This is a genomic window from Sphingomonas bisphenolicum, assembly GCF_024349785.1.
GTDB lineage: Bacteria > Pseudomonadota > Alphaproteobacteria > Sphingomonadales > Sphingomonadaceae > Sphingobium > Sphingobium bisphenolicum.
Genome location: NZ_AP018818.1, coordinates 69,016 through 86,607, shown reverse-complemented (window position 1 = coordinate 86,607; position 17,592 = coordinate 69,016). Strand labels below are relative to the sequence as shown.

At 63.0% G+C, this 17,592-nt stretch carries 20 protein-coding genes; 17 read left to right on the top strand and 3 right to left on the bottom strand.

Annotation, left to right across the window (positions count from 1 at the left end):
* The first annotated feature begins 142 nt into the window (after positions 1 to 142).
* Together SBA_RS18910 and SBA_RS18905 are read left to right on the top strand one after the other, a co-directional pair.
* Complete coding sequence (locus tag SBA_RS18910; RefSeq protein WP_261937199.1) at positions 143 to 1,813, top strand: class I adenylate-forming enzyme family protein; 1,671 nt, start codon at positions 143 to 145, stop codon at positions 1,811 to 1,813.
* A 41-nt stretch (positions 1,814 to 1,854) separates the two neighbouring features.
* On the top strand, positions 1,855 to 2,637 hold the full coding sequence (locus SBA_RS18905; protein WP_261937198.1) for an SDR family NAD(P)-dependent oxidoreductase: 783 nt from the start codon (positions 1,855 to 1,857) through the stop codon (positions 2,635 to 2,637).
* A 7-nt stretch (positions 2,638 to 2,644) separates the two neighbouring features.
* Here SBA_RS18905 and SBA_RS18900 read toward each other — a convergent pair whose 3' ends face one another.
* Entirely contained in the window at positions 2,645 to 3,355 is a 711-nt protein-coding gene (locus SBA_RS18900; RefSeq protein ID WP_261937197.1) for a GntR family transcriptional regulator, read from the bottom strand.
* A 128-nt stretch (positions 3,356 to 3,483) separates the two neighbouring features.
* Here SBA_RS18900 and SBA_RS18895 point away from each other — a divergent pair, with 128 nt between their 5' ends.
* The 11 genes from SBA_RS18895 (at position 3,484) to SBA_RS18845 (ending at position 11,330) form a co-directional block, all read left to right on the top strand.
* Positions 3,484 to 4,335, top strand: a complete 852-nt coding sequence (locus SBA_RS18895) for a fumarylacetoacetate hydrolase family protein (protein WP_261937196.1) — start codon at positions 3,484 to 3,486, stop codon at positions 4,333 to 4,335.
* Between the two features lie 52 nt (positions 4,336 to 4,387).
* Positions 4,388 to 5,344 carry a VOC family protein gene (locus tag SBA_RS18890; protein ID WP_261937195.1) on the top strand — a complete coding sequence of 319 codons (957 nt, stop codon included), beginning with the start codon at positions 4,388 to 4,390 and terminating at the stop codon, positions 5,342 to 5,344.
* Positions 5,345 to 5,349: 5 nt separating this feature from the next.
* Positions 5,350 to 6,090 carry an alpha/beta fold hydrolase gene (locus SBA_RS18885; RefSeq protein WP_261937194.1) on the top strand — a complete coding sequence of 247 codons (741 nt, stop codon included), beginning with the start codon at positions 5,350 to 5,352 and terminating at the stop codon, positions 6,088 to 6,090.
* Entirely contained in the window at positions 6,087 to 6,863 is a 777-nt protein-coding gene (locus SBA_RS18880) for an SDR family oxidoreductase (protein WP_261937193.1), read from the top strand. Before SBA_RS18885 ends, SBA_RS18880 begins: the two co-directional genes overlap by 4 nt.
* 14 nt (positions 6,864 to 6,877) lie before the next feature.
* A complete protein-coding gene (locus SBA_RS18875) occupies positions 6,878 to 7,015 on the top strand; it encodes a hypothetical protein (RefSeq protein ID WP_261937192.1) in 138 nt (45 codons plus the stop codon).
* A 113-nt stretch (positions 7,016 to 7,128) separates the two neighbouring features.
* Complete coding sequence (locus SBA_RS18870; protein WP_261937191.1) at positions 7,129 to 8,292, top strand: acyl-CoA dehydrogenase family protein; 1,164 nt, start codon at positions 7,129 to 7,131, stop codon at positions 8,290 to 8,292.
* A gap of 12 nt (positions 8,293 to 8,304) precedes the next feature.
* A complete protein-coding gene (locus tag SBA_RS18865; protein ID WP_261937190.1) occupies positions 8,305 to 8,763 on the top strand; it encodes a hypothetical protein in 459 nt (152 codons plus the stop codon).
* Positions 8,760 to 9,149 (top strand): MaoC family dehydratase, encoded by a 390-nt coding sequence (locus SBA_RS18860; RefSeq protein WP_261937189.1) that lies wholly within the window; start codon positions 8,760 to 8,762, stop codon positions 9,147 to 9,149. The genes SBA_RS18865 and SBA_RS18860 overlap by 4 nt, the downstream gene beginning before the upstream one ends.
* Before the next feature lie 20 nt (positions 9,150 to 9,169).
* The gene (locus SBA_RS18855; RefSeq protein WP_261937188.1) at positions 9,170 to 9,724 is read left to right on the top strand and encodes a VOC family protein; all 555 of its coding nucleotides are present in this window, start codon (positions 9,170 to 9,172) and stop codon (positions 9,722 to 9,724) included.
* 14 nt (positions 9,725 to 9,738) lie between these two features.
* Positions 9,739 to 10,578: an alpha/beta fold hydrolase gene (locus SBA_RS18850; protein ID WP_261937187.1), complete on the top strand. Its 840-nt coding sequence runs from the start codon at positions 9,739 to 9,741 to the stop codon at positions 10,576 to 10,578.
* Entirely contained in the window at positions 10,575 to 11,330 is a 756-nt protein-coding gene (locus SBA_RS18845; protein ID WP_261937186.1) for an SDR family NAD(P)-dependent oxidoreductase, read from the top strand. The genes SBA_RS18850 and SBA_RS18845 overlap by 4 nt, the downstream gene beginning before the upstream one ends.
* 15 nt (positions 11,331 to 11,345) lie before the next feature.
* Here SBA_RS18845 and SBA_RS18840 read toward each other — a convergent pair whose 3' ends face one another.
* Both SBA_RS18840 and SBA_RS18835 read right to left on the bottom strand, forming a co-directional pair.
* Entirely contained in the window at positions 11,346 to 12,404 is a 1,059-nt protein-coding gene (locus tag SBA_RS18840) for an alpha/beta fold hydrolase (protein WP_261937185.1), read from the bottom strand.
* Between the two features lie 85 nt (positions 12,405 to 12,489).
* Positions 12,490 to 13,014: an ester cyclase gene (locus SBA_RS18835; protein ID WP_261937184.1), complete on the bottom strand. Its 525-nt coding sequence runs from the start codon at positions 13,012 to 13,014 to the stop codon at positions 12,490 to 12,492.
* Between the two features lie 162 nt (positions 13,015 to 13,176).
* Here SBA_RS18835 and SBA_RS18830 point away from each other — a divergent pair, with 162 nt between their 5' ends.
* The 4 genes from SBA_RS18830 (at position 13,177) to SBA_RS18815 (ending at position 17,587) form a co-directional block, all read left to right on the top strand.
* Positions 13,177 to 13,632, top strand: coding sequence for a nuclear transport factor 2 family protein (locus SBA_RS18830; protein WP_261937183.1), 456 nt, complete (start codon positions 13,177 to 13,179; stop codon positions 13,630 to 13,632).
* Positions 13,633 to 13,671: 39 nt separating this feature from the next.
* Positions 13,672 to 16,008: a membrane-bound PQQ-dependent dehydrogenase, glucose/quinate/shikimate family gene (locus SBA_RS18825; protein WP_261937182.1), complete on the top strand. Its 2,337-nt coding sequence runs from the start codon at positions 13,672 to 13,674 to the stop codon at positions 16,006 to 16,008.
* A 162-nt stretch (positions 16,009 to 16,170) separates the two neighbouring features.
* On the top strand, positions 16,171 to 16,593 hold the full coding sequence (locus tag SBA_RS18820) for a nuclear transport factor 2 family protein (RefSeq protein WP_261937181.1): 423 nt from the start codon (positions 16,171 to 16,173) through the stop codon (positions 16,591 to 16,593).
* Positions 16,586 to 17,587, top strand: a complete 1,002-nt coding sequence (locus SBA_RS18815; protein WP_261937180.1) for an NADP-dependent oxidoreductase — start codon at positions 16,586 to 16,588, stop codon at positions 17,585 to 17,587. The genes SBA_RS18820 and SBA_RS18815 overlap by 8 nt, the downstream gene beginning before the upstream one ends.
* Positions 17,588 to 17,592: the final 5 nt, after the last annotated feature.

Below are 17,592 nucleotides of genomic sequence, written 5' to 3'. Positions count from 1 at the left end.
GACCAGTGATACAAAATCTCTGTCCTTGCTCTTGGAGCCGGAAGGCAAAGCTGCACCTATCCAACGAAAGGCGCAGACAGAGGCGATGGCTGCAATCTGATCGCCATCAAGAGCTGACCGGCATTTTTAGGAGCGGACATCCGTGGTCACACAAGGCGAAGATTGCGCCCCATTCCGTATTTCTGCAACCACCCTGGGCGATCTGCTTCTAAAGGGGTGGGACAAGGCATCCGACAAGGAAGCATTGGTATTTCCGGGAGAACGCAAGACATATGACGATGTCGTACAAAGCGTCCTGAAACGCGCGCGCGGCCTGAAGGCGCTGGGCATCCGGCGCGGCGACCATGTCGGCATCCTGTTGCCGTCCAGCATCGAATTTGTCGAAACCCTGTTCGCCAATGCGATGTGCGGCGCCGTCTCGGTGCTGATGAACGCGCGATACAAGGCGCCGGAAATGGCCTATGTCGCGCAAAATGCCGATCTGGCGGCGATCATCACCAATGACATGGTTAGCGAGCATATCGATTTCGGTCGCCGGCTGGTGGAGGCTTTTCCCGACCTGCCCAAAGCCGCCGATTCCTCTGCCCTTACGCTTGCCGACGCGCCCATGCTCAAGCGGATCATCATGCTGGGCGGCCGTTCTATCCCCGGTTTCGTCGATCAGGCGACCTTCGACGCGGCAGTGCAGCAGGTGGAGGAAGCGGAAATTCACGCGTCCCGCCTGACCGTCAGGGTCCGCGACACCGCGATGATCCTCTATACGTCGGGGACGTCGGCCAATCCCAAGGGGTGCCTGCTCAGCCATGAGGCCGTCACCCGGGAGGCATCGAATCTCGCCCGCTATCGCTGGTCTTTCCAGCCCGACGAGCGCGCCTGGTCGCCGCTGCCGCTGTTCCATATCGCCGCCATGCTCTGCATGCTGGGCGCGATGGACGTGGGCGGCACCTTCATCGGCCAGCCGCATTTCGATGCCGGGGAGAGTCTGCGGCAGATCGAGGATGAAGGGGTGACGATGATGTTCCTGCCCTTCGTCACATTCCATCAGGCCATGATCACCCATCCCGACTGGACCAAGACCGACATGTCGTCGGTGCGCCTGCAAAATAGCTGCTTCGCCTTCATGCCGGATCGCGTGGGCGAGGCCTATCGGGAAAAGGCCCCGAACATGCTGCAGGTGGGCACCATGGGCATGACCGAGGCGACCGGCATCGTCACCACCGGCGGCTATGCGATGGACCCGGAAATGGGCTTCAAGAAGCTGGGCTTTCCCCTGGCCGGCATAGAGATGAAGATCGTCGATCCCGAAACCGGCGCGGAAAAGGGCGTGAACGAACGCGGCGAAATTCTCATTCGTGGCTACAATCTGTTCGACGGTTATTACAAGGATCCGGAAAAGACGGCGGAGGCGCTGGACGCCGAAGGCTGGTATCATAGCGCCGATATCGGCTCGATCGACGAACACGGCCATGTCATGTTCCATGGCCGGTTCAAGGATATGCTGAAAGTGGGCGGGGAAAACGTCGCCGCCGCCGAGGTCGAGGCAGTGCTGGCCACCCATCCGGCAGTTCGCCTGGCGCAGGTCGTCGGGCTGCCGGACGAGCGGCTGGCGGAAATTCCAGCCGCCTATGTCGAACGCGAAGGCGAGGTCGAGGTCGAAGCGGAGGAACTTATCGCCTTCACCCGCCAGCGCCTCGCTTCCTTCAAGGTTCCGCGGCATATCCGTTTCATCGACGAATGGCCGATGTCGGCATCGAAGATCCAGAAGTTCAAGCTGCGCGGCGCGTTGATGGACGAACTGGGCCTGAAAGAGTGAAGCATGGCGCGTCGACGCCATGGAAGTGTAGGGAGAGTAATATGCGGGTGATCATCACGGGTGCTGCAAGCGGCATCGGCAGGGCCTGCGCCGAGCTGCTGGCGGCCGGGTCCGTGATTCCGGGCGAACACCGGTTGCTGCTCGCGGATCGCGACGCGGTCAATCTTCAGGTGGTGGCCGATGCCGTCGGCCCCGCCGCGGCGACCTGCGTGGTCGATCTGGCCGAACCGGATTGTGGCGACCGGATCGTGGCTGCGGCGCTCGCGCATATGGACGGCATCGACGCCGTCATCAGCAATGCCGGCATCATCATGGGCGGCGCGCTGGTCGAACTGCCGATTGGCGATTTCGATCGCATCTTCGCCATCAACACGCGCTCTTCCTGGCTGCTGGGCAAGGCGGCGCATCCTCACCTCAGGAAGAGCAAGGGTGCTTTCGTCGCGACCGCGTCCATGTCGGCCACCCAGCCTACGCCCGGGCTTGGCTTCTATTCATCCAGCAAGGCCGCTTTGCTGATGATGATACGCCAGCTCAGTATCGAATGGGGTCCGGACGGTATCCGATGCAATACGGCGTCGCCCGGCCCCACCTACACGCCGATGACGGCTGCAGGATATAAGGACCAGTCGCGGCGGGATCAGCGGGAAGCCAATATTCCCCTGCGCAAGCTGGGCGTGGCCGAGGATGTCGCGCAGGCGATCCTGTTTCTGATCGGTCCCCATGCCGGCCATATCAGCGGCGTCGACCTGCTGGTCGATGGCGGCATGAGCAACATGCTGATGCCCGCCAGCGGCGGTGGCACCGGTCAGAACCGGCAGAGCTGATATGGCATCACGGGGCCCGATCCACGCCAGCCGTCCATTCGGCATCGGTCCCGCCCCGCGCATTTTGCGGGTCGATCAACAGCTGCGCTGTGGCCATCAAATGGTCCGTCAGCAGCGTCACGGCGCGGTCGGCGTCCCGCGCAAGCGCCGCATCGACGATCTGCGCATGTTCGTGAACCAAGTCCCGGTCGCCACGAGCCAAGGGTACGGTGAGATAACGGTAGCGCTCCGACTGGGCATAGAGCCAGTCGCGCATCTTGAGCAGCCATGGACTGTCGCACGCCACGACCAGCGCGTGGTGGAAGGCCGCGTGGGCGGCGGCATAATCCTCGTTCAGACGGGCCGCCTCCCGCGGATCGCGGGTCGGGGTCTTGCTCAACCTGTGGGCCGCGCTGACGATCGAGGCTTCCCAGTCCAGGCCGCCCTTCTCGATGGCGCGCCGGAGACATTGCCCTTCAATCTCGCCGCGGACCCTGACCAGATCGGTCAAGTCCCCGATCGATATCGGCGTCACCCGAAAACCCCGCGCATCGTCCTGCGTCACAAAACCCTCGGACGTGAGCCGCGACAGGGCTTCGCGCACCGCCCCGAGACTGAAGCCCTGCGTTTCCGTGATATCCTTGATGTTGATTTTCGCGCCCGGCACCAGCCGACAGGTCAGAAGATCGTCGCGCAATTGCCGGTAGGCGCGTTCGGTCAGGCTCAGCTTCTTGATCATCAAAGCAACTATATCAGCTTCGCCACGCGTGGCAATTCGGCAAGATGTATTTTGTAACTTGAAATATATTTCATTCACTCCCATGCCGTAGGCTCAGTCGGTGGGACAGATTCTCAGGAGGTTTGCATATGCGGTTGGCCAAGGTAACGAAGAATGGCGCGGTCGGTGTGGCAGTGGACACGGGCGCGGGCGTCAAGGCGCTGTTCGGTGACGCTGCCCTCTATGATCTGGATGTACTGATCGCCAGCGGCGGCAGCGCCCTGACGGACGCCGGCGCGAAAGTCAGCGCAGAGGGCGAGGACGTGCAGATTGAAGACCTCACTTTCCTCCCGCCCCTCGTCAAGGCGCCCAAGATACTGTGCCTGGGTCTCAACTATAAGGATCACGCGGCTGAGGGCGGATTTACCGTACCCGAATTCCCGACGGTATTCGGCCGTTTCAATTCGAGCCTCATCGGCCATGGTGCGCCGATCATCAAGCCGAACTGTTCCGATCAACTCGATTATGAGGCGGAAATGGTCGCGGTTGTCGGCAAGGGTGGCAAGGATATCAGCAAGGACGACGCGCTGTCGCATATCGTCGCCTATTCGGTGTTCAACGACGGTTCGATCCGCGACTATCAGCTCAAGACGCCGCAGTGGACGGTCGGCAAGAATTTCGACGACACCGGCGCCTTTGGCCCTTGGCTGGTGACGGCCGACGAACTGCCTGCGGGCGGCGCCGGCCTCAAGATCGAAACTCGTCTCAACGGCCAAGTGGTGCAGAGCGCGAACACCTCCGACATGGTGTTCGACGTTGCCGATACGGTCGCCCTCCTCTCCACCTGCTTCACGTTGGAAGCGGGCGACGTTCTGGTTATGGGCACCCCGTCGGGCATCGGCCTTGCCCGCAAGCCACCGCTGTTCATGAAGGATGGCGATGTGTGCGAAGTGGAAATCGAAAAAATCGGCCTGTTGGTGAACCCCATCAAGGCAGCATGATCGACAGGCCGGGCGCCGCTCCGTCGGTGCCCGGCCAGCCAAGGAGGGAAGGATGAACCAGAACAGCCCGTCGGGACGTCGCACCAATAGTTTGGGCGTCCATTCCATCGATCATTTCGCGGTCGAAGTGCCCGATCTGGAAGCCGCGCGGACATTCTACACGCTCTTCGGGCTCGACGTCCGCGAGCGGAATGACACGCTGGAACTTTATGCGGTCGACAATCCGCATCGCTGGGCGGTGGTGAGCCAGGGCGGTGACGCCAAGCGGCTGCGCTATCTGAGCTTCGGCATCTATCCGGACGAGGCGGATGCCTTCGCCGCCCATCTCGACGGCTGCGGCGTCACCCGGATCGAACCGCCCGAAGGCGCGGAGGCCGACGGCATCTGGTTCGCGGGCTTCGATGGCCTGCCGATCAATGTCCGCGTTGCCGACAAGGCGACGCCGTCGGAAAAGAGCGAGTTCACCTTCGTCAGCGCGGCGCCGGGCCAATCCGGCGCGATCCCCAACAGCAAGGCGCCAAAGGTTCACCCTCGCCGCCTTTCGCATTTCGCGATCTTCACGACCGACGTGAATGCAGCGATCGACTTCTATGAAAAGACGCTCGGCCTGCGCCTGTCCGACAAGAGCGAACCGGCCGTCGCCTTCCTCCACGGCGCTCATGGCAGCGATCATCATCTGCTGGCCCTCGTCCTGTCCGATCGACGGGGCATGCATCACAATAGCTGGGACGTGGGGTCGGTAATGGAAGTGGGCCTGGGCGGCGCGACCATGGCGCGCGCGGGCTATGGCCCGAACTGGGGTTTAGGCCAGCATGTGCTGGGCGCCAATTATTTCTATTATGTGCGCGATCCGTGGGGCAGCTTCAGCGAATATTCGGCCGATATCGACTTCATCCCGCATGATGTCGACTGGCCGGCCGCCAACCATGCGCCGGAGGACAGCATGTTCCTGTGGGGACCCGACCCATTCCCCGAATTTATCCAGAACACAGAACCGGCGGAGGCCTGATCGTCATGACCACATTCCTACTTCTCCATGGCGGCGGCATGGGCGGCTGGACATGGAAATATGTCCGCGAAATTCTGGAGGCCAAGGGCCACAAGGTCTACACGCCGACCTTCACCGGCTTTGGCGAGCGTGAGCATCTGATCGGCCGCAATGTCGGCAATGCGACCCATGTGCGCGATATTGCCAATGTCTTCCAATATGAAGATCTGCGCGACGTCGTTCTGGTGGCGCACAGCTATGCCGGCACGGTCGCGCCCGGCGTGATCGCCGAGGTGGGCGACCGGATCGCCTCCATCATCTATCTTGACGCCATCGTGCCCCGGTCGGGGGAACGGATCGCATCCCTCATGGGCTATGTGCCCGAAGACCAGCTCGCCGCGCTGGATGCGATGCTTGAGGCGGGCGAAGGCCCAGTCGGGTCGGGCGTGCACGAAATGCAGCGCGCCGCGGCCAAGGACCACCCCCATCTCATGGACCCGGCACGGGAAAAATGGCTGCTCGATAATCTGTCGGATCAGCCGATGAAGGCGACCGCCTGCGTCATCCCCGTGGGAGCCGAGACGATCAACCGTCCAGTCGACTATATCGCGGCCGCCGTCACGGTGATGACGGCGATGCACGACCGAGCGCGCGAACTAGGCTGGACCATCCATGACCATCCGGGCGATCACGCCTTGCTGGTGGGCGACCCGGAAGGCACGACCGACCTCATTCTCAAAATCTCCGGCGCGGGAGTCCTGGCATGAATGCGGCTGAGCTGTTCTCGGTACAGGACCGTGTCGCGGTCGTCACCGGTGGGTCGGCCGGCATCGGCCGCCATATCGCGACCGGCCTGGCCGCAGCGGGCGCCCAAGTATATATCTGCGCACGGACCGAGGCCAAGGTGACGGCAGCGGCGGCAGAGATTTCCGCCACGACCGGCGGTCGCTGCACCGGCCTTGTCGCGGATCTGTCGACGCTCGCCGGGATCGATGCTCTGGTTGCTGCGGTGTCCGTGCGGGAGCAGGCCGTGCATATCCTCGTCAACAACGCCGGGACGATGGCAGACGCGCCCATCGATGATTATGGCGAGGACGAATGGGATCCGGTCATCGACCTGAACCTCAAGGCCCCCTTCTTCACGCTTCGGAAATTCCTGCCTATGCTCCGCGCGGGCGGCACGGCGGGACGCCCCGCGTCGATCATCAACATCGGTTCGGTTGGCGCGCTCAAGGTAGGCCCCAAGGAAAACTACGCCTATCAGGCGTCGAAGAGCGCCATTCACTGGATGGCGAAGGGCCTCGCCAAACGCTTGGGCCGCGACAACATCACCGTCAACGTCATTGCGCCCGGATTCTTCGAATCCGAAATGACCGTCATCACATCCGACGAGATGCGCAAGATGGTGGAATCAATGGTGCCCCGCGGCCGCGTCGGCACGCCCGAGGATCTGGCGGGCGCAGCCATCTATCTCGCTTCGCGCGCGGGCGCCTATGTCACCGGGTCGGTCATCCCGGTCGAAGGTGGATTATCTATCTGATGTGAGTCCGCCTCATGGTCGTCGCTATTGGCGGCAGCATGGGCAACTATTTCTCTACCGGGCGCGGGCAACGCGTGATGCCGAGCATATCCATCTATATCGTCGACGGCAAAGACGACCCTATCGAACACGCGCCTTTCCCGATCGGTTGAAGATAGTGGCCGACGGGTAGCCCGGCTTGCGCCGACGGCTTCCCCTATAGTTGGATAGGTTCGCAATGCGTCGCACGGGCGCTTAGTCGGCGGCACCACTAACGGGAACGACGATGGATTTTTCACTCACCGAGGAACAGCAGGCGTTCAGGGATATCGTCCGCCGCTGGGTCGATGCGGAAGCGCCCAAGGACTGGATGCGCGCGCTGGAGGCCGACGAAGAAAATTATCCCTATGCGCTGTGGGACAAGATCGCCGAACAGGGATTTTTCGGGATAGGCATTCCCGAGGAATATGACGGGCTGGGCGGCGACGTCATGATGCAGATGATCTTCGCCCGTGAATTCGCGCGGACGGCCGGCGGCCTGCTGTGGGTATGGGGCCTCACCTCCTTCGGCGGCGCGAAGACGATCGGCGCGGTCGGCACGGAGGAACAGAAAAATCGCTGGCTGCGCCCCATGGCGCAGGGCAAGTTGCGCGTTTCGCTGTCCATGACCGAACCCGACGGCGGCACCGACGTTCTGGGCGCGATGAAGACCCACGCAGAAAAGGTGGAGGGCGGCTGGAAGCTGAACGGCGCCAAGATGTGGACGACCGGCGCCAAGGCGGCCGACAGACTGCTCGTCCTCGCCCGCACCGACAAGACTGTCGAAAAGAAGCATCATGGCCTCACCATGTTCTTCGTCGATGCCAAGTCGCCCGGCATCACCGCCTCGCTCCTGCCCAAGCTCGGCATGCGCGCCATGGGATCGTGCGAAGTCCATTATGAGGATGTCTTCGTCCCCGACGAGGATGTGCTTGGGGAACCCGGACAGGCTTGGTACGCGATGCTGCCCACGCTCAACAATGAGCGGATCATGGTCGGCGCGCAATGCCTGGGTGCGATCGACGGGGTGCTGGAAGACGCGCTGGAATATATGCTGCAACGCAAGGCGTTCGGCGGCATCATCGGCCGGTTCCAGATCCTGCAGCACTACGTCGCCGACATCGCGACCTGGCAGAAGACGACCGAATTGCTACTCAACAATGTCGCCTGGATGCAGGCCAACGGAATGCCGTGCGGCGTAGAGGCGAACATGCTCAAGATGGTGGCGACCGAAAATGCGGTGAAGGCCGCGGACCTCGGCATCCAGATATTGGGCGGCATGGGCTATTCGGCGGAGACCGACATGCAGCGTTACTGGCGCGATCACCGCATCTTGCGGATGACGCCGATCAGCAACGAGATGGTGCGCAACACGATTGCCGAAAGCCTCGGCCTGCCGCGTTCCTTCTAAGGGTTATAAGCGATGAGCGATCTCGACGATCTACCCCCTGCCCCCGACGCCGCCGGCACATCGCTGGACGGGGACAAGGTCTTCACCATCACGGCGGAGGAGAATGCCGCGCTATGCCGGTCGATCGGGGTCGAGCCGGCCGCCGATGGCAGCGCACATCCCATCTATTATTATATCGCCACCCAGGTCGCGATGGGCAAGACGGTGGCGGGCGTCTGCGAAGCGTGCGAATTCGATGTCGAGGATGGCCCGATGATGGGCAGCAGCGGCGTGCGGTTCGATGTGTCACTGAAGGTGGGCGAAAACTACAGAGTGACGGGAGAGATACTCAGCCTCGTCCGCAAGCGCAGCCGCAAGCTGGGCGTCATGGACGTGCTGACCTATCGCCTGCGCCTGCACCTGCTCGATGGCACGCAGGTGCTGGAAACCGATAATGTGTGGGTATTGCCCCGCAAGGAGTTCGCCGCATGAGCCACGCCGTCGGAGACATGCTGCCGCCCTTCACGATCGAGAGCGTCAGCCCACACGCCATGCAGCAATGGGCCGTGTTCCTTGCCGATCCCAATCCCATTCATCTCGATGTCGAGGTTGTGAAGGCGAAGGGACTGGGCGACCGGGTCATCAACCAGGGTCCGATCAACGTCGCCTATATGATGAACATGCTGATGCGCGCTTTTCCCGGCGGGCGGATCAAAGCGATGGATTCGCGCTTTCTGGACAATGTCTATGGCGGCGACCGGGCAGTGGTGACGGGCAAGATCGCGGCGATCGAAGGCAATGCCGTGACCTGCGAATTCTCGCTGGATGTCGATGGCCGCGGCACGGTCAATTCCGGCACGGCGACGGTTGAAATCTAAAAAATCAGAGGAGAATATCAATGCCTAGCGGACCTTTTGCCCATGTGTGCATGGTCGTGCGCGATCTGGACAAGGCGATCGAGGATTGGACCAAGATCCTGCGCGTGCTCGATCCGGCCTCGCTGGAAGAACGTCTCGTGAAATATGACGAATTTTCCAGCGGCGACGACGCCGGCATGAAGTGGGCGACCTTCGTCAACAATGGCGGCACGGAAATCCAGTTCATTCAGCCGGCGCCTGGAACCCCGATGGGCGATCGTCTCGAAAAGGTGGGCGAGCATGTCCATCACCTCTGCTATGCGACCGACGACGTACCGGGCGCGATGGAAAAGCTGCGGGCCGAAGGGCTGCACCTGCCCGGCGGTGGCCAGACGTTCAACGATCCGGACATGACCTGGCAGAAATGGAGCTGGGTCGGCCACAAGAGCACGCATGGCGCGCTGATCGAGGTCGCCTCGCCCTATGAGAGCCGCAACGATGGCAAGTGGCACCATGCGCCCGGCAAGTTTGCCTACAAGGGCCCAGGCGAGCATCCCTCCTTCGCCGACATCGTCCCGCCGGTCGCCGCCGAGTAATGCAGGCGCCCGGCGTGGTGATCCCCATAAGGACAATCCTGCCGGGTGACGGTCTGGAGATGGTTGCGGACGCCTATGGCGACCCTGCCGCTCCGCCCGTCTGCTTCTTCCATGGCGGCGGCCAGAGCCGTCGGTCCTGGGCCGGGTCTGCCAGGCGGGTGGCTCAGGCTGGCTATTACGGCCTGACCTTCGATCTGCGCGGCCATGGCGACAGCGGATGGGCGGCCGACGGCGACTATCTGCTGGAAGCCTATGGTCGCGATGTCGAGTCCATCGTCCAGGCCTTCGACAGACCGATCGCGCTGGTGGGGGCCTCGCGCGGCGGCCAATCCGCGCTGGTCGGCGGATCGCGCCATCCCGATCTGGTACGCCTCATCATGCTCGCCGACGTCGCGCCCTTTATGGTGGATGACGGCGTTGATGACATTCGTGGCTTCTTCCGTGCCAGCGACTCCGGTTTCGCATCGCTGGAGGACGCGGCCGACGCCCTCCACGCCCATCTCGGCCAGCCCCGCCTGCCTGACGTGTCGGGCCTCGCCAAATCGATGCGCGAAGCGGATGGACGCCTGTTCTGGCACTGGGATCCGCGGACGACGGCGCCGGAATTTCTGCATCCCCCTTCGGAAGGGGAAGCGCTCATCGCCGCGGCCCGCCGCGCGCGGTCGCCAATCGTCCTCGTGAAGGCTGAACTGAGCGAGATCGTCTCGAATGACAGCGTCCGGCAGTTTCGGGCGCTCGCCCCGCAACTGGAGGTCGAAATCGCCCATGGCGTCGGCCATATGTTCACCGGCGACCGCAACGATGCCTTTGCCGATCGTCTGCTCCACCACCTGGCCCGTCATCTGCCGCTATGACGAAAGGCGCGGCCTTCGTTGTCGGCGGAACCGGCGGACTGGGCAGCGCTATCTGCCGACGCTTGTCGACCGAATGGGATCAAATCGCCATCGGCTACCGATCCAGCCGGGAAAAGGCGTTGGCGGTAGCCACCGAACTGCCGAACAGCGCCTGCAAAGCATGTCCGGTGGCCTGCGATCTTTCCGATCGCGCATCGATAGCGGATGGCATCCGCGAGACGGTCGAGCAATTCGGCGCCGTCGGCACGATGGTCTTCGCCAGCGGGGTCGATATAGCCCAACCCTTCGTCAGCCAGATCAGCGAAGAGCAATGGCGCGAAGTCATCGAGATCGAACTGATGGGCTTGACCCGTATCGTGTCGGCCACCCTGCCCTATTTCCGTGCCCAGGGTTTCGGCAATTTCGTCACCGTCGTTTCGGTCGCAAATTATTGCTTCCCGCCCGGCGACGCCCTGTCCTCCGTACCCAAGGCCGGAATGGAAGCACTGGGCCGCGCCATCGCCAAGGAGGAAGGCCGTTACGGCATCAGGGCGAACATGGTCGCTCCTGGCATCATCGACGCCGGGCTTGGCGCCGCGTTCCTCACCTCGCTCTATTCGCCGGACATCTGGGAAACGCAACGCAAACGCATCGCCCTGCAACGCTTCGGCCGCGGCGAGGATATTGCCGAGGCCGTGGCCTTCCTGGCTTCGGACAAGGCGCAATATATGACCGGGCAGACCTTGATCGTCGATGGCGGCTTCAGCCTCTGAAGTCGACGGCTGCGCTCACCCCACCCGCCGCTGCGCCGCGACGCCATCGCCCCAGTTGTGAATACGCTCCCAGAAGCGGACGCGGGTCGGCGCGAAATTATGCATATGCGCCATGCGGGGACATATGAAGAGCTGGATATCTTCCGCGCTCTTATAGGCCCGAGGCTCGCCCAAGGGATCGGGGGCAACGTCGCGCTCGCCCATGGCGATCAGCACGGGGACGCGTACGACCGCTGCTTCGAGCGCCACAGCGCCCGGGGCGACCATATATACGCCACAGGGCGGCGTGGTCGCCGAACGCCATTCGGGCAGCGGATCGACCAGTCCGACGGACGCCATCATGTCGAGCGTGACGATATCCGCAGGCTCGTCATCATTATGAAAGGACCATTGGAAGGGATGCTCGCCTGCCCTTGCTGCCGCCTGCAGCGCTTCGGCGTCGCCCAGCGTCACGCCAGGCGCTTGCGCCAGCGCCGCCGCGTTCAGGACATGCGGCGCATCAAGCGATGAACGGCGCGAAATCCAGGGCCACGCGGCGGGCGGCTGTCCCGGCCGGGTCGGCACGACCGTATGGACGCCGCTATAGCCCAGCACGCCGATGCCATGGAATGTCTGGTGATTGCCCTGCGCGACGACCGTGAAGCATCCGCCCATCGATTGGCCTATGCCAAGGCATGTGGCATCGACGATCGGTTCCAGTCCATCGACGAGCGTGCCCGCTTCCAGCCGGGCCATGACCTGACGCACCATGGCGTCGTTTGCGGCCGCCACGTTATCGAGATTGAGGGCATTGCCGTCGGGAATCGTCGAATCGCCAAATCCCAGATGATCGCAGGCGACGAAAATCCATCCGCGTTCGCAATGGAAACCCGCTTCCCCGCCGCCCGACCCATCCGGCATGTCGAAGCTGTAATAGCGTCGGCAATAGCCCCCGCCGGGAAAAGCGAAGCAGACGGTCGTGGGATGGGCCAATTCCGTCCTATCCGGAAGATGAACCGTAATCGCCAGATGGGCGGCCATGCCGAGAGCCGCCGCCTCGCTGACATCGATCTTCAGTTCGACTGCGCGCTTCATGCCCTTGCCATTCCTTCCGGCCCAAACACCGCCGTCCCCCTTCGCCGAACCGGCGCACCATCGCTGCGCCGGCTCGGCCTGTCGGTCACTTATAGGGATCGACGGGTTGGGGAACGTTGATGACTTCCAGATCCTTCAGCATCGTCAGCACGTCGGAGATCGAATAGATGTGATCGATCTTGTCGCCCCGGAAACGCAGCCACGAGAACCAGAGGACGTTGAGGTCGTTACCGGTGGGCTGAACGCCCATATAGGGACCGCCGCTATGCTTGCCATGATGATGGCACAGCACGCAAATCTCGTCCTCGCCGCGGCCCCAGGCCTTCAGCGTGCGATAGATGCTGGGCGGGAAGGTCTTGTAGAGGCCCTGCGGCGAGGTCTTCCACACATGATAGGTGCCAAGGTCGGGCCGGTTGGGATTGTCGTAGGTCATCGTGTCGGTATTGAAGAATGCGTCCATTCCATCCCAATCGCCGCGATTGATGACTTCATGCAGGTCCATCCAGTGATTGACCATGAACGCCTGCCGCTCGGTCAGCCCGGCTGTGATGTCCGCCCGCTTCTCCTTGGACAGGACGAAATCGGCTTCCGTGAACGGGGCGAGGCCCATAATAGTCTCCTTGATCAAAAACGGTCCGCGGGATCGGTCCCGAGGGCTGTGGTTTCTTCCCCATAGCCACCGCGCTCGACACCTACCTAATGGAAGGCGGCGCGCCTCCAACACTGTGCCAGCAGACATTCTATAGAATGTCGTGAGACGGAGGAGAGGCCAATGACAATGACCCTGCAGGAAATGTCGGATCGGTTCGAAATTCAGGACCTGATCGTGGGCTATTGCTATGCGGTGGATACGCGCGACTGGGACGCGCTGGACCGCTATTTTACTGACGATGCCGTGATCGACTATTCCGAAATGGTGGGCGTCGTCGGTAGCCTTGCGGAAATCAAGGCATTCCTCTCGGCAAGCCTGACGCCGATCCTGGCCTTTCAACATGCCGTGTCCACCACCCAATATCAGATCGCGGGCGACCGGGCGCAGACCAAAACCGCCTGCTATAACCCGATGACGGTCAGCAATGGCGAAACGACCGACACCTTGGTTTTCGGCCTTTGGTACCATCATGAATTCGTCCGCACAGCGCAAGGCTGGAAGATCAGCCGCCTCTATGAGCAGAACTGCTACCGCATCAATGTGCCGGACTGGCTCGCGGCCCAATTGCCCGCCTGATTACCTGCCAAACCTTTCCGGATTCTGAGGGGGAGCCCGATGCGCCGCTTTCTGAACATGTTTTTCGTCCTGCTTCTGCTTCTCTCGGGCCTGTCGCTGCTCTGGCTGGGCGGACAACTCGCGCTGCTCGGCGGATCGATCTGGTATTGCGTGTCCGGCCTCGTCATGACGGTCACCGCGTTTCTCGGCTGGCGCCGTTCGCCACTCTCGACCACCCTCTTCTGGGCCTTTCTCGTGGCCAATCTGGGCTGGTCACTCTGGGAAGTGGGGCTGGACGGCTGGGCGCTGGCGCCCCGGTTGGCCATGCCCGTCGCCATGGGCCTCTACATGGCTACCCCCTTTTATCGGCAGCATGTCGGGCTTGGCCGTCCCCTGCCTGGCGCCCGCGTTCTCTGGCCCAGTCTTCTACTGCTCGTCATAGGCGCAGTCGGCAGCGCTTTCTGGACGGATCGTTCGCCGCCAGCGCCCGGCGCGGTCTGGGGCGCCGGGCCTGCATGGGCAGTCGATGGCGACTGGGTCGCCTATGGCAACGACCGGGGCGGGTCGCGCTACTCGCCACTGGCGCAAATCACGCCCGCCAATGTCGGCAACCTGGAAAGGGCATGGACCTACCACACCGGCAAACTGACCGATGGCAAACAGGGCACCGCCTTTCAGGTCAATCCGCTCAAAGTGGGGAATCGCCTTTTCCTGTGCGCGGGCAATAATGACGTAATCGCGCTCGATCCCGAAACGGGCCGGCAATTATGGCGGCACCAGCCAAAGACCGACCTCGCTGGCGTCTATGGCCTCGTCTGCCGTGGCGTCACCTATTATCGCGTCCCGCAGGCCCATGGCTATTGCGCCGAGCGCATCTACACCGCGACGCTCGACGCCCGGCTGATCGCGCTCGATGCCGCCACCGGCAGGCTGTGCCCCGGCTTCGGACAGGGCGGTCAGGTGGATCTGAAAGCGGGACTGGGCACGGTCGACAAGGGCTATTATTTCGTGACCTCGCCCCCCGCTCTCGTGCGCGGCCGCCTCGTTCTGGGCGGCTGGGTCATGGACGGTCAGAAAATTAGAGAGCCTTCCGGTGTCATCCGGGCATTCGATGCCGTCACGGGTGATTTTTCCTGGGCCTTCGACATCGGCCGCCCCGACGATCACGGCCCGCCACCGCCCGGCGGCATCTTCACGCCCGGCACGCCCAATAGCTGGGCACCGATGAGTTCGGACGACAGGCTGGGCCTCGTCTATGTGCCCACGGGGAACGCGACACCCGACTATTTCGGCGGACATCGCACCGCCAATGACGATCGCTATTCCAGCGCCGTGCTGGCCCTCGACGCAGAAAGCGGTTCGGTGCGCTGGTCCTTCCAGACGACCCATCATGACCTGTGGGACTATGACGTGCCCGCCCAGCCCACGCTGGTCGACCTCCCCGGCGGCGTGCGCGGTTTGCTCCAGCCGACCAAGCGCGGGGAGATATTCTTCCTCGACCGCGCGACCGGCAAGCCCATCCTGCCGGTGGAGGAGCGCCCCGTCCCGCAAGGGGCCGTGCCCGGCGAACGCCTGTCGAAGACCCAGCCCTACTCGGTCGGCATACCCAGTTTCAGCGGTCCGCGTCCGACGGAAAAGGGCATGTGGGGCCTGACGCCGATCGATCAGGCGATGTGCCGCATCCGCTTCCGACAGGCTCGCTTCGACGGCGACATGACGCCGCTGTCGACCGAGCATCCCACTCTCACCTGGCCTGGCTATCTGGGCGGCATCGACTGGGGCGGCGTATCGGTAGATCCCCGGCGCGGCCTGATGATCGTAAACAACAATCAGGTCGGCAACTATAACCGTCTGATCCCCCGCGCCGTCGCGGACCGCCAGGGCATCAGGCCGATGAACGCCGCCCATATGAGCGATGTCGGCGGGCCGGTCGCCCAGATGGGGGTGGCCTATGCCGCCCATATCGCGCCATTCCTCTCTCCGCTCGCCATTCCTTGCCAGCAGCCCCCCTATGGCCGCATCAACGCGGTTGACCTCAGGACCGGCAAGCTGGTGTGGAGCCGCCTATTCGGCACCTCGCGCGACAGCGGCCCGCTGGCGCTGCCCACCTTCGTGCCGATCCCCATGGGCGTGCCCAATATCGGCGGATCGGTAGCGACCGCGAGCGGCCTCACCTTCATCGGCGCGACGCAGGAACATATGTTCCGCGCCTATGAAACGACGACCGGTCGGCTGCTGTGGAAGGGGCGCTTGCCGGCAGGCGGCAACGCCTCTCCGACGACCTATTGGTCGAATGCCAGCGGACGCCAGTTCGTGGTGATCGCGGCGGGCGGACACGGTGCCATGCTGTCAGGCGCGAGCGACGCGCTGATCGCCTATGCCCTGCCCAAGCAATAACCTGCGGCGGAGCGCCTACGTCTCGCGCCAGCCCGGCAAAGGCGACAAATAGCGGGAAGAGGCCGCCCGATCCTATCCTTTGGCGGGCAAGATTGGGCGGCGCGGCTTTATGTTTCTCCGGACAACAAGGGGAGGAAGAACATGCCTGCACATGGCAGCCTGGTGAGACGCTTGCCTGTCGGTGTCGATGATGAACGGGCGATCAAACATGTGCTGCTACGTTACGCCACCGGTATCGACACACGGGACTGGCCGCTTTTTCGGACCTGCTTCGCCCAGGATTGCGAGACCGATTATGGCAGTTTCGGACATTGGCGCGGCCCCCGCGAGATTGCAGAATATATGGCTGATGCCCACCGCCACATGGGCCCGACATTGCACCGCATCACCAATATCGTGATAGAAAAGCGTGGTGACCAGGTCCACGCGCGCAGCTATGTCGATGCCATATTGCCGGAGGCGGCCCAAGGCGGCGTGACCCATCGTGCGACCGGCTATTATGACGATTGCCTGGTTCGCACATCGGACGGCTGGAAGATTTCCCGTCGGAAATTCACCATGGTCAAGGCAGGGCTGGATGGCTGAGCTCAACCGCCAGGTCCTGTTGACGTCGCGTCCGATGGGAATCGCGCAGGCGGAAAATTTCGCGATCGGGCGTGCGCCGGTCCGACAGCCCGCGCCGGGCCAGATTCTGGTGCGCAATCATTATCTCTCGGTCGAACCCGCCATGCGCGGCTGGATCGCCGATGCGGGCAATTATGCCACGCCCGTCGCCATTGGTTCGGTCATGCGCAGCCTTGCGTCGGGGAAGGTGGTGGCCTCTGCACATCCCGGCTATGTGGTCGGCGAGCATGTGTCCGGCTGGTTCGGCTGGCAGGACTATGCCTGCGTCGCGACCGATCAGGTCGTCCAGCGCACCACCGCGGCCGAGATGCGGGCATCGCTCGGCATTCTGGGCATTAACGGCATGACGGCCTATCTGGCGCTCACAATATCCGGCCAGCCCCGCGCGGGCGAGACCATCGCGGTATCCACGGCGGCCGGCGCCGTCGGTTCGGCCGTCGGCCAGATCGCCCGCATCCTTGGCTGCCGCACGATCGGCATAGCCGGCGGCCCCGACAAGGTCCGGCGCTGCGTGGAGGACTATGGCTATGACCGCGCCATCGATTATCGCACCGACGACATAGGCGCGGCGATCGCCGAGCATGCGCCCGAAGGCATCGACATATATTTCGACAATGTCGCCGGGGCGATAAGCGATTCGGTTCTGCCCCACCTGGCCCAGCGCGGGCGCGTCATCGTATGCGGGACGGCATCGATCGACCGTTGGGACCTTTGGCCGATGGGGCCGCGCGTCGAACGACATCTGCTGGTCAAGCGCGCCCGCATGGAGGGCTTCGTCATCTTCGACCATGTCGATCGCTATGCCGAAGCGACGGCCCAATTGCGAACATGGATCGCGCAGGGCCGCCTGACATGGCGCGAGGACATACTGGACGGGATCGAGGCCTGCCCCGACGCGCTCGCCGGTCTTTATCGCGGCGAAAATGACGGCAAGCGGCTCATCCGTCTCGTCTGATCTGG

What these genes read in the sequence shown, in the direction of transcription:
- SBA_RS18865 (WP_261937190.1), top strand. Translation starts at nt 8,305, where the DNA reads ATGAGCGATCTCGACGATCTACCCCCTGCCCCCGACGCCGCCGGCACA.
- SBA_RS18835 (WP_261937184.1), bottom strand. Translation starts at nt 13,014, where the DNA reads ATGGGCCTCGCCCCGTTCACGGAAGCCGATTTCGTCCTGTCCAAGGAG.
- SBA_RS18825 (WP_261937182.1), top strand. Translation starts at nt 13,672, where the DNA reads ATGCGCCGCTTTCTGAACATGTTTTTCGTCCTGCTTCTGCTTCTCTCG.
- SBA_RS18900 (WP_261937197.1), bottom strand. Translation starts at nt 3,355, where the DNA reads ATGATCAAGAAGCTGAGCCTGACCGAACGCGCCTACCGGCAATTGCGC.
- SBA_RS18885 (WP_261937194.1), top strand. Translation starts at nt 5,350, where the DNA reads ATGACCACATTCCTACTTCTCCATGGCGGCGGCATGGGCGGCTGGACA.
- SBA_RS18855 (WP_261937188.1), top strand. Translation starts at nt 9,170, where the DNA reads ATGCCTAGCGGACCTTTTGCCCATGTGTGCATGGTCGTGCGCGATCTG.
- SBA_RS18895 (WP_261937196.1), top strand. Translation starts at nt 3,484, where the DNA reads ATGCGGTTGGCCAAGGTAACGAAGAATGGCGCGGTCGGTGTGGCAGTG.
- SBA_RS18880 (WP_261937193.1), top strand. Translation starts at nt 6,087, where the DNA reads ATGAATGCGGCTGAGCTGTTCTCGGTACAGGACCGTGTCGCGGTCGTC.
- SBA_RS18890 (WP_261937195.1), top strand. Translation starts at nt 4,388, where the DNA reads ATGAACCAGAACAGCCCGTCGGGACGTCGCACCAATAGTTTGGGCGTC.
- SBA_RS18830 (WP_261937183.1), top strand. Translation starts at nt 13,177, where the DNA reads ATGACAATGACCCTGCAGGAAATGTCGGATCGGTTCGAAATTCAGGAC.
- SBA_RS18875 (WP_261937192.1), top strand. Translation starts at nt 6,878, where the DNA reads ATGGTCGTCGCTATTGGCGGCAGCATGGGCAACTATTTCTCTACCGGG.
- SBA_RS18860 (WP_261937189.1), top strand. Translation starts at nt 8,760, where the DNA reads ATGAGCCACGCCGTCGGAGACATGCTGCCGCCCTTCACGATCGAGAGC.
- SBA_RS18840 (WP_261937185.1), bottom strand. Translation starts at nt 12,404, where the DNA reads ATGAAGCGCGCAGTCGAACTGAAGATCGATGTCAGCGAGGCGGCGGCT.
- SBA_RS18845 (WP_261937186.1), top strand. Translation starts at nt 10,575, where the DNA reads ATGACGAAAGGCGCGGCCTTCGTTGTCGGCGGAACCGGCGGACTGGGC.
- SBA_RS18815 (WP_261937180.1), top strand. Translation starts at nt 16,586, where the DNA reads ATGGCTGAGCTCAACCGCCAGGTCCTGTTGACGTCGCGTCCGATGGGA.
- SBA_RS18905 (WP_261937198.1), top strand. Translation starts at nt 1,855, where the DNA reads ATGCGGGTGATCATCACGGGTGCTGCAAGCGGCATCGGCAGGGCCTGC.
- SBA_RS18870 (WP_261937191.1), top strand. Translation starts at nt 7,129, where the DNA reads ATGGATTTTTCACTCACCGAGGAACAGCAGGCGTTCAGGGATATCGTC.